The organism is Streptomyces sp. NPDC088707 (assembly GCF_044752725.1).
Classification (GTDB): Bacteria; Actinomycetota; Actinomycetes; order Streptomycetales; family Streptomycetaceae; genus Streptomyces.
This window is the reverse complement of sequence record NZ_JBIVLV010000010.1, coordinates 228,360-242,472: the sequence shown is the minus strand read 5'-3', so window position 1 is coordinate 242,472 and position 14,113 is coordinate 228,360. Positions and strand designations below refer to the sequence as shown.

At 71.0% G+C, this 14,113-nt stretch carries 12 protein-coding genes; 9 read left to right on the top strand and 3 right to left on the bottom strand.

All coding sequences use genetic code 11. The features are described 5' to 3' along the window. Positions 1-71 precede the first annotated feature (71 nt). The 4 genes from ACIP84_RS28565 (at position 72) to ACIP84_RS28550 (ending at position 3,082) form a co-directional block, all read left to right on the top strand. Positions 72-1,046: a ribose-phosphate diphosphokinase gene (locus ACIP84_RS28565; RefSeq protein ID WP_030315367.1), complete on the top strand. Its 975-nt coding sequence runs from the start codon at positions 72-74 to the stop codon at positions 1,044-1,046. A gap of 266 nt (positions 1,047-1,312) precedes the next feature. After that, positions 1,313-1,900: a 50S ribosomal protein L25/general stress protein Ctc gene (locus ACIP84_RS28560; RefSeq protein ID WP_355967304.1), complete on the top strand. Its 588-nt coding sequence runs from the start codon at positions 1,313-1,315 to the stop codon at positions 1,898-1,900. Positions 1,901-1,999: 99 nt separating this feature from the next. Continuing rightward, entirely contained in the window at positions 2,000-2,596 is a 597-nt protein-coding gene (gene pth, locus ACIP84_RS28555) for an aminoacyl-tRNA hydrolase (RefSeq protein ID WP_355967306.1), read from the top strand. Positions 2,597-2,638: 42 nt separating this feature from the next. Next, on the top strand, positions 2,639-3,082 hold the full coding sequence (locus ACIP84_RS28550; RefSeq protein ID WP_401801504.1) for a hypothetical protein: 444 nt from the start codon (positions 2,639-2,641) through the stop codon (positions 3,080-3,082). A 154-nt stretch (positions 3,083-3,236) separates the two neighbouring features. Here ACIP84_RS28550 and ppc read toward each other — a convergent pair whose 3' ends face one another. Next, the gene (gene ppc / locus ACIP84_RS28545; protein ID WP_401801501.1) at positions 3,237-5,966 is read right to left on the bottom strand and encodes a phosphoenolpyruvate carboxylase; all 2,730 of its coding nucleotides are present in this window, start codon (positions 5,964-5,966) and stop codon (positions 3,237-3,239) included. A gap of 249 nt (positions 5,967-6,215) precedes the next feature. On the opposite strand from ppc, the gene ACIP84_RS28540 reads away from it, so the two are divergent. The 4 genes from ACIP84_RS28540 to ACIP84_RS28525 all read left to right on the top strand — a co-directional run bounded on the left by ACIP84_RS28540 (position 6,216) and on the right by ACIP84_RS28525 (position 11,761). Then, positions 6,216-7,187 (top strand): fatty acid desaturase, encoded by a 972-nt coding sequence (locus ACIP84_RS28540; RefSeq protein WP_355967314.1) that lies wholly within the window; start codon positions 6,216-6,218, stop codon positions 7,185-7,187. Beyond that, positions 7,187-7,870, top strand: coding sequence for a TetR/AcrR family transcriptional regulator (locus ACIP84_RS28535; protein WP_030315379.1), 684 nt, complete (start codon positions 7,187-7,189; stop codon positions 7,868-7,870). The genes ACIP84_RS28540 and ACIP84_RS28535 overlap by 1 nt, the downstream gene beginning before the upstream one ends. Before the next feature lie 222 nt (positions 7,871-8,092). Continuing rightward, positions 8,093-9,820, top strand: a complete 1,728-nt coding sequence (locus tag ACIP84_RS28530; RefSeq protein WP_401801498.1) for an FG-GAP repeat domain-containing protein — start codon at positions 8,093-8,095, stop codon at positions 9,818-9,820. A 213-nt stretch (positions 9,821-10,033) separates the two neighbouring features. Further along, complete coding sequence (locus ACIP84_RS28525; RefSeq protein WP_401801702.1) at positions 10,034-11,761, top strand: FG-GAP repeat domain-containing protein; 1,728 nt, start codon at positions 10,034-10,036, stop codon at positions 11,759-11,761. A gap of 75 nt (positions 11,762-11,836) precedes the next feature. Here the strand turns inward: ACIP84_RS28525 and ACIP84_RS28520 are convergent, their stop codons facing one another. After that, the gene (locus tag ACIP84_RS28520) at positions 11,837-12,679 is read right to left on the bottom strand and encodes a trans-aconitate 2-methyltransferase (protein ID WP_355970229.1); all 843 of its coding nucleotides are present in this window, start codon (positions 12,677-12,679) and stop codon (positions 11,837-11,839) included. 163 nt (positions 12,680-12,842) lie between these two features. Here ACIP84_RS28520 and ACIP84_RS28515 point away from each other — a divergent pair, with 163 nt between their 5' ends. Continuing rightward, complete coding sequence (locus tag ACIP84_RS28515) at positions 12,843-13,340, top strand: MarR family winged helix-turn-helix transcriptional regulator (RefSeq protein WP_030315385.1); 498 nt, start codon at positions 12,843-12,845, stop codon at positions 13,338-13,340. On the opposite strand, the gene ACIP84_RS28510 is transcribed toward ACIP84_RS28515, so the two are convergent. Then, positions 13,299-14,084 (bottom strand): response regulator transcription factor, encoded by a 786-nt coding sequence (locus ACIP84_RS28510; protein WP_355970233.1) that lies wholly within the window; start codon positions 14,082-14,084, stop codon positions 13,299-13,301. The genes ACIP84_RS28515 and ACIP84_RS28510 overlap by 42 nt on opposite strands. Between the last annotated feature and the right edge of the window lie 29 nt (positions 14,085-14,113).

Genomic DNA, 14,113 nt, shown 5'->3' with positions numbered 1-14,113 from the left:
TCGGCTGGCTCGCACACGCGCACGACAGCTCGTGGAACGCGGCCAGACAACACGTCTGAGGAGACAGTGCTGTGACCGGGATCAAGACGACCGGCGAGAAGAAGCTGATGCTCTTCTCCGGCCGCGCCCACCCCGAGCTGGCCGAGGAGGTCGCGCACCAGCTGGGCGTCGGCCTCGTTCCGACCAAGGCGTTCGACTTCGCCAACGGTGAGATCTACGTCCGCTTCCAGGAGTCGGCCCGTGGCGCGGACTGCTTCCTGATCCAGAGCCACACGGCTCCGATCAACAAGTGGATCATGGAGCAGTTGATCATGATCGATGCTCTGAAGCGGGCCTCGGCCCGGAGCATCACCGTGATCATCCCGTCGTACGGCTACGCCCGTCAGGACAAGAAGCACCGCGGCCGCGAGCCGATCTCGGCGCGTCTGGTCGCGGACATGCTGAAGACGGCCGGCGCGGACCGCATCCTGACGGTGGACCTGCACACGGACCAGATCCAGGGGTTCTTCGACGGCCCGGTGGACCACCTGTCGGCGCTGCCGGTGCTCGCGGACTACGTGGGTGCGAAGGTCGACCGCTCCAAGCTGACGATCGTCTCCCCGGACGCGGGCCGCGTGCGGGTCGCCGACCGCTGGTGCGACCGGCTGGACGCGCCGCTGGCGATCGTGCACAAGCGTCGTGACAAGGACGTCGCCAACCAGGTCACCGTGCACGAGGTCGTCGGTGACGTGAAGGGCCGCGTCTGTGTCCTGGTGGACGACATGGTCGACACCGGTGGCACGATCTGCGCCGCGGCGGACGCCCTGTTCGCGCACGGCGCGGAGGACGTCATCGTGACGGCCACGCACGGCATCCTGTCGGGTCCGGCGGCGGACCGCCTGAAGAACTCCAAGGTGAGCGAGTTCGTGTTCACGGACACGCTGCCGGTGCCGGGCGCGCTGGAGCTGGACAAGATCACGGTGCTGTCGATCGCGCCGACGATCGCGCGTGCCGTGCGTGAGGTGTTCGAGGACGGTTCGGTGACGAGCCTCTTCGAGGAGCACTGAGCCTCGGCCGCGCCGAGTGGCAGGCAGTAGGCATGAGGGCCGTTTCCCCGTTCGGGGGAGCGGCCCTCCGCCGTGTTTGAGTGATCGAATTGGGTGGTAGGGCGGTGGGCCGGTAGACTGCCGTAGTTGCTCGGCGAGGGAGGCCGTACCCGTACGGATGTACAGGGTCACGGCGGTCCGTTATCGACGCGCTCTTCGTAGCAGGCCATCGCCAGTCGTGGCCGGGTGACCCAGATCTTTCGTCACCTTTCTACGAGGAGTGCACCATGTCCGAGGTCAAGCTCGCCGCTGCCGTCCGTACCGAGTTCGGCAAGGGCGCCGCCCGCGCGATCCGCCGCAACAACCAGGTTCCCGCCGTCGTCTACGGCCACGGTTCCGAGCCGGCGCACGTCACCCTCCCGGCCCACGACCTGGCCCTCGCGCTGCGTACGCCGAACGTCCTGCTCTCCCTCGACGTGGACGGCAAGAACGAGCTGGCGATCCCGAAGGCCGTCCAGCGTGACGCCATCAAGGGCTTCCTCGTCCACGTCGACCTGCTGCTCGTCAAGCGCGGCGAGAAGGTCACGGTCGAGATCCCGGTCCACGCCGAGGGCGAGCTCGCCGCCGGTGGCAACCTGCTCGAGCACGTGCTGAGCACCCTCTCCATCGAGGCCGAGGCCACCCACCTCCCCGAGGCCGTCACGGTCTCCGTGGAGGGCCTGGAGGCCGGTGCCTCCGTCCTCGCCGGTGACATCACCCTGCCGAAGGGCTCGACCCTGGTGACCGACGCCGAGGCCGTCGTCCTCCAGGTCCTGGCCGCGCAGGCCGAGGAGCCGGCCGCCGAGGCCGAGGCCACCGAGGGCGACGAGGCCTGAGCCGTAGGCTCTGCTTGACGTGACGGGGTGACGGGCCGCACGGCCCGTCACCCCGTCTTTTCGTATCTGGACGTCACTGGACGAGGAGACCCGACGCACATGACCGATGACGCGAACGCGCCCTGGCTGATCGTCGGCCTCGGCAATCCCGGGCCGGAGTACGCGGCCAACCGGCACAACATCGGGTTCATGGTGGTGGACCTGCTCGCCGACCGGATGCGGGGGTCCTTCAAGCGGGCGGGGAAGGCGCAGGCGCAGGTCGTCGAGGGCCGGATGGGGCCGCCGGGACCGGCGAGCCGCCGGGTGGTGCTCGCGAAGCCGATGTCGTACATGAACCTGTCGGGTGGCCCGGTGACGGCGCTGCGCGACTTCTACAAGGTGCCCACGGCGCACATCGTGGCGATCCATGACGAGTTGGACATCGACTTCGGGGTGCTGCGGCTGAAGATGGGCGGCGGCGACAACGGGCACAACGGTCTGAAGTCGATGACGAAGGCGATGGGTGCGGAGTACCACCGGGTGCGGTGCGGGATCGGGCGTCCGCCGGGCCGGATGCAGGTGGCGGACTTCGTCCTGAAGGACTTCTCGTCGGCGGAGCGCAAGGACCTGGACTGGTTCGTGGACCGGGCTGCGGACTCGGTGGAGTGCCTGGTGGCGGAGGGTCTGGAGCGGGCGCAGTCCGCGTACAACTCCTGAGGCCTGCGGGACTCGCGCGGTACGACTGTACGATCGCGGGTCATGACGCACGTCCGTAACGCCGCCATGGCCCTGGTCGCCCTCCTCCTCGTGGTCGCGGGTGCCTGGACCTCCTGGGCCTCGGCCCAGCACGTCCTGCTCGCCAAGGGGCGGGAGCACGGCACGCTGACCGTCACCGGCTGCACCGATGACACGTGCAGCGGCCGGTACGCCCCGGAGGACGCCTCCTCGACCCGCCGGACGCTGACGATCGCGCGTTCGGTGGCGGCGGAGCAGGGGGTGACGATCCCGGTGGTGGTGAAGCCGGGCACGGACGAGGGTGTACGGACGGGCTGGGGCGGCGGTCTGCACGCGTGGCTGCCGCTGGGCGGGGCGCTGCTGCTGGCGGCGCCGCTGATCGGCGGCGGTCTGCGGCTGCCGAGGACGGCGTGGTCGATGGCGGGGGCGGGCGCGGCGCTGCTCGTGGCGGCGTTCTTCGCGCTCTGAGGGTCTGGGGGTTGAGGCTCGGGGGGGGGGCTGAGGCTCCGGGGGTCCGGGGGGTCTGAGGCTCCGGGGGCCGGCGGGTACCGGCGTACCCCGTCATGGAGGTGCCCCCGTGGAGGAATCTCCACGGGGGCACCTTTCTGTGTGCGGCCGGGCGTCAGCCGGTGTTGCGCAGGCCCGCCGCGACGCCGTTCACGGTGAGGAGCAGGGCCCGTGCGAGCAGCGGGTCCGGCTCCTCGCCGCGCTCGGCGGCGCCGCGCTGGCGGGCGAGGAGGGCGACCTGGAGGTAGGAGATCGGGTCCAGGTAGGCGTCGCGGATGGCGAAGGTCTGCTGGAGCACCGGGTTGGAGTCCAGGAGCTTCTCGCCGCCGGTGACCTTGAGGACCTCGGCGACGGTCAGCGCGTGCTCGGCCTCGATGGTGTCGAAGACGTGCTTGAGGTCGTCGGGGACCAGGGTGTCGACGTAGTGGCGGGCGATCCGCAGGTCGGTCTTCGCCAGCGTCATCTCGACGTTGGAGAGGAAGTTGCGGAAGAAGTGCCAGTGCTCGTACATCTCGCCGAGGACCGGGTCGAGGCCGGCCTCGCGCAGGGCCTTGAGGCCGGAGCCGACGCCGAACCAGCCGGGGACGATCTGGCGGGACTGGGTCCAGCCGAACACCCAGGGGATGGCGCGGAGTCCGTCGAGGGAGACGCCGGAGCCGGGGCGGCGGGAGGGCCGTGAGCCCAGGTGCAGGTCGGCGAGCTGGTCGACGGGGGTGGAGGCGAGGAAGTACGCCGGCAGGCCGGGGTCCTCGACGAGCTTGCGGTACGCGGTGTGGGCGGCGTCCGAGACGGTGTCCATGGCCGCGTCCCAGCGGGCCAGGGCCTCGTCGGACTGGCGCGGCGCGGTGTGGAGGGCGGAGGCCTGGAGGGTGGCGGCGACCGTCAGTTCCAGGTTCTCGCGGGCCAGGGACGGGATCAGGTACTTGTCGGAGATGACCTCGCCCTGCTCGGTCACCTTGATCTCGCCCTCCAGGGTGCCCCAGGGCTGGGCGAGGATGGCGTCGTGCGAGGGGCCGCCGCCTCGGCCGACGGTGCCGCCGCGGCCGTGGAACAGCCTCAGCCGGACGCCGTAGCGGTGGGCGACGTCCCTCAGTCTCCGCTGGGCCCGGTGGATCTCCCACTGGCTGGTGGTGATGCCGCCGAACTTGGAGGAGTCCGAGTAGCCGAGCATGACCTCCTGGACGTCGCCGCGGAGCGAGACGAGGCGCCGGTAGGAGGGGTCGGCGAGCATGCCGTCGAGGATGACGTCGGCGGCCTTGAGCTCGTCGGTGGTCTCCAGGAGCGGCACGATGCCGATCTTGGCCCAGCCGCCGTGCAGGTCGATCAGACCGGCCTCACGGGCGAGGACGGCGGCGGCGAAGACGTCGTCGGCGCCCTGGCACATCGAGATGATGTAGGACTCGATGACCTCGGGGCCGAAGCGCTCGAAGGCTTCCTTGATGGTGTGGAAGACACCGAGGGTCTTCTGTCCCGCGGCGTCCAGCGGGGCCGGGGTCGGGGCCAGCGGGCGGCGCGAGCGGAGCTCCTTGGCGAGGAGCTTCTGCCGGTAGTCGCGCGGCATGTCGGCGTACCGCCAGGACTCCTCGCCGAGGCGGTCGAAGAGCTGCCCGAGGGCGTGGTGGTGGGCGTCGGCGTGCTCGCGGACGTCCATGGTGGCGAGCTGGAGGCCGAAGGCGGAGAGCGTGCGGATGGTGCGGTCCATCCGGCCGTCGGCGAAGAGCCCGCCGCGGTGCTCGCGCAGCGAGGTCTGGATCAGGGTGAGGTCGTGGACGAGCTCGGCGGTGCCGAGGTAGTCGCGGCCGTCCTGGTGGGGGGTGCCGGAGGCCAGGCGCTCGCGGGTGTTGACGAGCTTCTGCCGGATGCAGGTGGCCTTGAGGCGGTAGGGCTCCTCGGCGTTGAGGCGCTTGTAGCGGGGGCTGATCTCCGGGAGGAGTTCCAGGTCGCGCTGGAGGGAGTCCAGGAGTTCCTGGGTGGCTCCCGCGTAGCGGATGGAGTTGGAGAGCAGTCCGCGCAGGTAGTCGACGAGTTCGAGGGCGTCGGTGATGCCGTGCTCGTGCTGGAGGATCAGGACGTCCCTGGTCACCTGGGGGGTGACGTTGGGGTTGCCGTCGCGGTCGCCGCCGATCCAGGTGCCGAAGGTGAGCGGGCGGGTGCCTGCGGGGAGTTCGACGCCGACGCGCTCCAGCTCGGCGGCGAGGTCCTCCAGGACGTCGCCGACGGCGCCGGCGTGCAGCTCGTCGAGGTAGTAGATGGCGTTGCGGGCCTCGTCGGCGGGCTCGGGCCGGACGACCCGGAGTTCGTCGGTCTGCCAGATGAGGTCGATGTTCTCGGCGAGCCGCAGGTCGTGGCGGCGCCGGTCGGCCTCGATGACCGGGGTCTCCAGGAGGGCGGCGATGCGGCGGAGCTTGTTCAGGACGGAGCGCCGGGCGGCTTCGGTGGGGTGCGCGGTGAAGACGGGCCGGACGTTGAGGTTCTTGACCGTCTCGCGGACGTGCTCGGGGTCGCCGTCCTTGAGCATGTCGGCGGTGCGGGCGAGGAGGCCGCCCTCGGCGGCGCGCTTCTCGCGCATCTCGCGGCCGCGGTGGACCTGCTCGGTGACGTTCGCGAGGTGGAAGTAGGTGGAGAAGGCGCGTACCAGCTTGGCGGCGGTCTCGAGTTCGACGCCGCGGAGCAGTTCGGCGGCGGCTTCGCCGTCCTCGCGGGTGAGGCTGCGGACCCGCTCGACGAGGTCGAGGAGCTCGTGGCCCTCCTGGCGGACGAGGGTCTCGCCGAGGAGATCGCCCAGTCGGCGGATGTCGGCGCGCAGCTCGGCGCTGGCGGTGGGGGTCTGGTCGGCACTGCTCACAGGTGCGGCTCCTTGCAGTGTTTGAGCACGTCTGGAGGGGTTCTGGAGGCTTGCGGACCGCGCTGTCCGACGCACCCAGGATAGGTGTCCACATTGTGGTCGGCGGCCAGGGTCGTCTTGTGCCCCCTTGCCGCGCGCCCCGGCGCTGCCATACTTACGACGCCGTAGGTTACGGAGGCGTAGCCTCGCGCTCTTTTCATGCCGTTCCGCTCTCTTTCATCCTCATCCCTTCATCCCCAGGGGACGCCCATGACCACCAGCCCTGAGTTGCTCGAAACCGAACAGGACCCCCTGCCCTCCGGCACGCTCGGCGGGGACAAGAAGCGATCGATCGAGCAGATCACGCTGCTGCTGTTCATCACGGTGCCCTTCGTCGCCGTGATCGCGGCGGTTCCGCTGGCCTGGAGCCTGGGCGGCGTGTCGTGGCTCGACCTGGGTCTGCTGGTGGCGATGTACTACATCGGCTGCCACGGCATCACGATCGGCTTCCACCGTTACTTCACCCATGGTTCGTTCAAGGCCAAGCGGCCGCTGCGGATCGCGCTCGCGATCATGGGCTCGCTCGCGGTGGAGGGGCCGCTGGTGCGCTGGGTGGCGGACCACCGCAAGCACCACAAGTTCTCGGACGCGGAGGGCGACCCGCACTCGCCGTGGCGGTTCGGTGAGACGGTGCCGGCCCTGATGAAGGGCCTGTGGTGGGCGCACATCGGCTGGATGTTCGACGAGGAGCGGACTCCGCAGGCGAAGTACGCGCCCGATCTGATCAAGGACCCGGCGATCCGGCGGATCTCCCGTGACTTCATCTTCTGGACGATGCTGTCGCTCGCGATCCCGCCGCTGGTGGGCGGTCTGGTGACGATGTCCTGGTGGGGCGCGTTCACCGCGTTCTTCTGGGGTTCGCTGGTGCGGGTCGCGCTGCTGCACCACGTGACCTGGTCGATCAACTCGATCTGCCACGCGGTGGGCAAGCGTCCGTTCAAGTCGCGGGACCGTTCGGGCAACGTGTGGTGGCTGGCGGTGCTGTCCTGCGGCGAGTCCTGGCACAACCTGCACCACGCGGACCCGACGTCGGCGCGGCACGGGGTGCTGCGCGGTCAGGTCGACTCCAGCGCGCGGCTGATCCGCTGGTTCGAGCTGGCGGGCTGGGCGTACGACGTGCGCTGGCCGGCGAAGGAGCGCATCGAAGCCCGCCGCCAGAGCGCGCCCGCAGACGCGGCATGATGGAAGACGTGGCGATCGACGGCAGGACCAGTGGCACCGGCAGCGGCGAGCAGAAGCCCCGGCGGGGCCGCCGGGTGCGGATGACGGGCGCGGAGCGCCGGGAGCAGCTGCTGGACATCGGCCGGACGCTGTTCGCCGAGAAGGGCTTCGAGGGCACGTCGGTGGAGGAGATCGCGGCGAAGGCCGGGGTGTCCAAGCCGGTGGTGTACGAGCACTTCGGGGGCAAGGAGGGGCTGTACGCGGTCGTGGTCGACCGGGAGATGCGCCAGCTCCTCGACGGGGTGACGGGCGCGCTGACGGCGGGGCATCCGCGGGAGCTCCTGGAGCAGGCGGCGTTCGCGCTGCTCGACTACATCGAGAACTACACGGACGGTTTCCGGATTCTCGTACGGGACTCCCCGGTGGCGCAGTCGACGGGCACGTTCGCGTCGCTGATCAGTGACATCGCCACGCAGGTGGAGGACATCCTGGGCCTGGAGTTCAAGGCCCGGGGCTTCGACCCGAAGCTGGCGCCGCTGTACGCGCAGGCGCTGGTGGGCAGTGTGGCCCTGACGGGTCAGTGGTGGCTGGACGTCCGCAAGCCGAAGAAGGCGGAGGTCGCGGCGCATCTGGTGAACCTGGCGTGGCACGGGCTGGACGGTCTGGAGCCGAAGCCGCGGTTGATAGGGCATCGGAAGAACTGACCGTGGGCCGCGGTCCGGCCCCGCAGGACGCGGCCGGATTCGGAGAGTAAAGCTCTGGCGCAAGCCTCCCCGGTAGGTAGACTCGGTTTCAACATCCGGGGGGGGTGTCCGACCGTCGGACGAGGCCGTCCCCGCATGCCCTTGTGCCTGCGCTGATGCCGCCCGACGCTGTGCGAGCCCCCCTGTGTGGTTCTGTCGAACCTCTGATCCCTGGGGGGGATCTTGCTTTTCCCGAACTCCACTCGTTCCCGTCGTGTCGCCACCTGCACCGCGCTCGCCCTCTCGGCCGGCATGCTCCTCGCGGGCCCGGCGTCCGCCGACACCCCTGCGCCGGTCCCGTCGGTCGAGAAGGTGAAGCCCTCCTTCACGCCGCCGAAGCTGACGCTCCCGAAGAAGGACGGCGCCCGAGCCGGGAAGGACACCGCCCGCGCGGGCGCGGCCGCGGTCGCGGCGGCGTCTCCGCTGCTGTCCGACCTGGACCTCGACGGCGCCGAGGACATCGTCTTCCGCACCGTGGACGGCGAGCTCTTCTCGAACACGTCCTCCGGCAACGGTGACCTCTTCGACCTCTTCCGCTACGAGGACGTCGCGAAGGACGTCATCCCGATCGGCAACCAGGGCGGCAGCACGGCCGAGCCCGAGGTGCTCGTCCTCTCCGAGAACGGCACGCTCACCCTGTACACCGACGCCGATCCGTCCGGCACCCCGTACTCCTCAGTGGTGGGCGGCGGCTGGCAGATCTACAACAAGGTCACCTCGCCCGGCGACGTGAACGGCGACGGCCGCGCCGACGTGATCGCCCGCACCCAGGACGGTGCGCTGTACCTGTACCTGGGCACCGGCAGCGCCTCCGCGCCGCTCGGCGCCCGCACCCTGGTCGGCAACGGCTGGGGCGCCTACGACCAGCTCGTGGGCCTGGGCGACGGCACCGGCGACGGCAAGGCCGACCTGTACGCCCGCGACACCGCCGGCACGCTGTGGTTCTACGCCGGTACGGGCGACAAGAACAAGCCGTTCGGCACCCGGAAGTCCATCGGCGGCGGCTGGGGAATCTACAACCAGATCCTGCGCGCCGGGAACGGCGGCCTGCTGGCCCGGGACAACGCGGGCACGCTCTTCGCCTACTCCGGGAACGGCAACGGCACCCTGGGCGGGCGCGTGCAGCTGGGCGGCACGGGCGACCTCACGGGCGTCGCGCAGCTCGCCGCCGCCGGCAACATCCCGTACACGGGCAAGGAGGGCGTCGTCGCGACGACGGCCGCCGGGTCGCTGTACTGGTACACCAACTCCACCACCGGCAAGCTGTTCCCCCGCCAGCAGGTCCTCCCCGACGGCGAGGTGAACGGACTGACGTTCACGAACCTGTCCTCGCTGAACCCGGACGGCCTCTCGGACTACGCCGTGCAGCTCGACGGCGACCCGGTCGGCGAGCTGTACGTCGACGGCAACCGGATCGGCAGCGGCTGGAACATCTACAACGCCCTCGTCGGCCCCGGCGACCTGAGCGGCGACGGCAAGGGCGACCTGCTGGCCCGCGACCGCGTCGGCGACCTGTACCTCTACAAGGGCAACGGCAAGGGCACGGCGCTCTCGTCGCGCGTCAGGGTCGGCAGCGGCTGGAACGGCTTCAACAAGATCGTCGGCGCCGGCGACTTCACCGGCGACGGCCGTACGGACATCGCGGCCCGCACCCCGGGCGGCGACCTGTACGTGTACCCGGGCACGGGCAACGCGACGTCCGCGTTCAAGACGCGCGTGAAGGTCGGCAGCGGCTGGAACGCGTACACCAAGGTGATCGCCCCCGGCGACCTGAACGCCGACGGCAAGGCCGACCTGCTGGGCGTGACCTCGGGCGGCGACCTCTACCGCTACCTGAACACGGCGCCGGGCAAGTTCGCCCCGCGCGTCAAGCTCGGCGGCGGCTTCCAGGTCTACAACAGCATGTCCTGACCCGTTCCAGGCCTGCTCCGACGCCCCGCACCGGATCTCCGGTGCGGGGCGTCCCCCGTTCCCGGAACCCGCCGTCACCCCCGGGCGGTATGCTCCCGAGGACCCGGGGGCGTTCGCCCTTCGTATGCGCTTTCTCCGCCGTACGGAGGTGCCGCGGACGCCTGTACCCGGTCCGACGACATTCTGATCCCTGGGGGGGATCTCTTGCGTTCTGTGCACTTCACGCGTGCCCGCCTCGCGGCCTGCACCGCTCTCGTCCTCTCCGCGGGCATGCTGCTCGCGACCCCGGCGTCGGCCGATCGGCCCGCGCCTCCGCACGCCGCCGTCGAGACGCCGGCGACCGACTTCACCGCTCCGCCGCTGACACGACCCGTGCCCGGCACGGGCCGTGCGGGCGCCCCCGCCGGGAGCGCCGGTGCCGCCGCCGCCAACGGGTCCCGGGTCCCCGACCCGCTGTCGGACTTCGACGACGACGGCGTGAGCGACCTGATCTACCGCGGCTGGGACGGCAACGTCTACACCTCGCTGGCCGCGGAGGGCGGCGGCGCCTTCAACGGGGTCCACTCCGAGCCCCCGAAGGACATCATCCCGATCGGCAACCAGGACGCGGTCGGCGGCGGCCCCGAGGTCCTGATGCTCTCCCCGCAGGGCACGCTCACCATGTACGCGGACGCCACGCCCACCTCGGCGGCGCTCGCGTGGCAGGGCCAGGGCTGGGAGATCTACAACAAGCTCTTCTCGCCCGGTGACGTCAACGACGACAACCTGGCCGACCTGCTCGCCCGCGACACCGCCGGCAACCTGTACCTGTACTACGCGACCGGCAAGCGCAGCGCGCCGTTCTCGGCGCGGGTGAACCTCGGCCCCGGCTGGAACACCTACGACCAGCTCATCGGCTTCGGCGACAACAACGGCGACGGCTGGGCCGACCTGTACGCCCGGGACACCCTCGGCACCCTGTACTTCTACGCCGGTACGGGCGACAAGAACAGGCGGTTCGCGCCCCGGTTCGCCATCGGTTCCGGCTGGAACACCTACAACACGATCGTCCCCGTGGGCGACGACAACGACGACGGCAGCGGCGAGATCCTCGCCCGCGACGCCAAGGGCACCTTCTGGTACTACACCGGCAGGGGCGACGGCACCCTGGCGCCCCGGACGCAGGCCAGCACGGCGGGCGGCTGGGAAGGCGTCCCGCAGTTCGGCGGGGCGAGCAACAGCCCGGTGAGCGCCACCAAGGAGGGCGTCCTGGCGCGGGACTCGGCCGGCACCATGTTCTGGTACCGCAGCCGGACCGACGGCCTGCTGAGCAAGCGCAGCCAGTACGGCCCCGCGGGCGGCTGGCGGGGGGCCGACTACACGCACCTGGCCTCCCTGGCCCCGGACAACTGGTCCGACATCGCGCAGCTCTTCGACAACGGCCTCTACGTCGACGGCGGCTACATCGGCTCGGGCTGGGGCGTCTACAACGCCCTCGCCGGCCCGGGCGACCTGACCGGCGACGGCAGGGCCGACCTGCTGGCCCGCGACCGCTCCGGCGACCTGTACCTGTACCGGGGCACCGGCCGGAGCACGGCGCTCGGATCGCGCGTCAAGGTCGGCGGCGGCTGGGGCTCCTTCAACAAGATCATCGGCGCGGGCGACTACACCCTCGACGGGCGCGCGGACGTCGTGGCCCGCACCTCGGGCGGCGACCTGTACGTGTACCCGGGCACGGGCAACGCGGCCACGCCGTTCGGTACGCGGGTGAAGGTCGGCAGCGGCTGGAACACGTACACCAAGCTGGTCGCGCCGGGCGATCTGAACGGCGACGGCAAGGGCGACCTGCTGGGCGTCACCTCGGCGGGCGACCTCTACAGCTACCTGAACACCACGCCGGGCAGGTTCGGCAACCGGAGCAAGGTGGGCACCGGCTTCCAGATCTACAACGCCATGTCCTAGGGATCACCCACGCACGCGCGGACGCCCCGCACCGGAGTTCCGGTGCGGGGCGTCCGCGCGTGCCGGACCGGCACGTCAGTCGGGCTTGCGGGCGACGGCGAAGATCCGGCGGAACGGGAACACCGTGCCGTGCGGGCCCTGCGGGTAGGCCTCGCGGAGGAGGTCGCGGTACTGGCCGAGGAAGGCGTCGATCGCGTCCTGGTCGTCGCCCAGGGTGGTGAGGACGGGCCGCAGGGCCGTGCCCTTGACCCAGTCGAGGACGGGGTCCTCGCCCTGGAGCAGCTGGCAGTACGTCGTCTCCCAGACATCCGTCTCGCAGCCGAGGTCGGTGAGGCGGGTGAGGTAGTCGGAGGTGTCGAGGACATGGACGAAACGCCGGCCCTGGTCGCCCAGGCGGCCGCGCCACTCGGGGGTCTCGCAGAGTTCGCCGAGCAGGGCGTGGCTGGGCGAGGTGAAGTTGCCGGGGACCTGGAAGGCGAGGGTGCCGCCGGGCCGGAGTCCGTCGATCCAGCCCGCGAAGGACTCGGGGTGGTTGGGCACCCACTGGAGGGCCGCGTTGGAGACGATCAGGTCGTAGGGCTCGGTGGGGGTCCAGTGCGCGGCGTCGGCGGGCCGGAAGTCGATCCAGCCGCCGCCGCGGGTGGTGCCGGACCAGTCCTTCTCGGCCTGCTCCAGCATGACGGGCGAGAGGTCGAAGCCGGTGATGTGGGCGTCGGCCCAGCGGTCGGCGAGGAGGACGGTCACGTTTCCGGGGCCGCACCCGATGTCGGCGATTCGGGCGGGCCGGTCCTGTGCGGGCAGGTGCGGTATTCGGGTGAGCAGGTCGAGGAAGGGCCGTGTGCGGTGGCCCGAGTGACGGAGGTACTGCTGTGGATCCCATGTCGGCGCGGATGGTGCGGCGGATTCCACGGAATGCATGTTCGAAGCCCCCTTGCTGGCACGAGTTGCCGAAGCGGAACGGAGTTCCGGCCGGGTCCCTTCCCCACAGTCCAGGGAAATATATCTTGATTCCAAGATACTCGACATGGAGAAACTTGACCCCAAGAGACTTTATGTCAACAGACCCTCTACACTGATCGTCATGGAGGACGAGGTCGACCGACTGGTCGCAGCATGGCGCCGCGAGCGCCCCGACCTCGACGTGGAACCGCTCGAGGTGCTCAGCCGCGTCTCGCGGCTCGCCCGGCACCTCGACCGCGCCCGTCGGCTCGCCTTCTCCGAGCACCAGCTGGAGCCCTGGGAATTCGACGTCCTCACCTCCCTGCGCCGCGCCGGGGCCCCGTACCAGCTCTCCCCCGGCCAGCTCCTGACCCAGACCCTGGTCACCTCCGGCACCATGACCAACCGCATCGACCGGCTCACCAAGAAGGGCCTCGTCGAGCGGCTCCCCGACCCCAGCGACCGGCGCGGCGTCCTGGTCCGGCTCACCCCCGAGGGCCGCGACCGCGCCGACGAGGCGCTCGCCGGGCTGCTCGCCCAGGAGCGGGCCATCCTGGCCCAGCTCTCCCGGGGCCAGCGCGGCGAACTCGCCGCCCTGCTACGCCAGCTGACCGCCCCGTTCGACAACGTCCCCGGATAGTCCGGACAGCGGCACCCCGCCCAGCTGGGCCGGCCCCACCCCCGCTCGCCTGGCCAGGGCGACCGCCGCCAGGGTCGAGTGCACGCCCAGCTTCCCCAGCACGTTCTGCATATGCGTACGCACGGTGTGCGGGGACAGGAAGAGGCGCTCGGCGACCGCCTTGCGCCCCAGGCCCGCCACCATGCAGCGCAGCACCTCCCGCTCGCGCGGGGTCAGCGACTCCACGAGCCGCTCGCTGTCCGTCCGGTGCTTGCGGGCGGCCGTCAGCTCCCGCAGGACACCCGTGAGCAGCGCGGGCGGCAGATGCGTCTCGTCCCGCAGCACCCCGCGGACCACCGCGAGGAGCCGCTGGAGCGAGCAGTCCTTCGCCACCCAGCCGGAGGCCCCGGCCTGGAGCGCGAGGGCGGCCCGGTGCGGGTCGTCCTTCTCCGCGAGGACGACGGTACGGACCGCGGGCTGGACCCTGCGCACCCCCGCGACCAGGGAGATCCCGTCGACGGCACCCTCGGCGTCGTCCGGCACCGCGCGGGCCACGGACCCCGCGGGACCGGCGCCCAGCTCGGCGTCGACGAGCAGCACGTCGAACCTGCGGCCCTCCGCGGCACCGCGCTCCAGGCAGCGCAGGGCGGCCGGGCCGCTTCCCGCGGCGGCGACGTCGACATCGGGCTCGGCCGCGAGTGCGGCGGCCAGCGATTCGGCGAAGACGCGGTGGTCGTCCACCACGAGGACACGGATACGTGCCACGGACACCCCCAAGTGTCGAGGAACGGGAA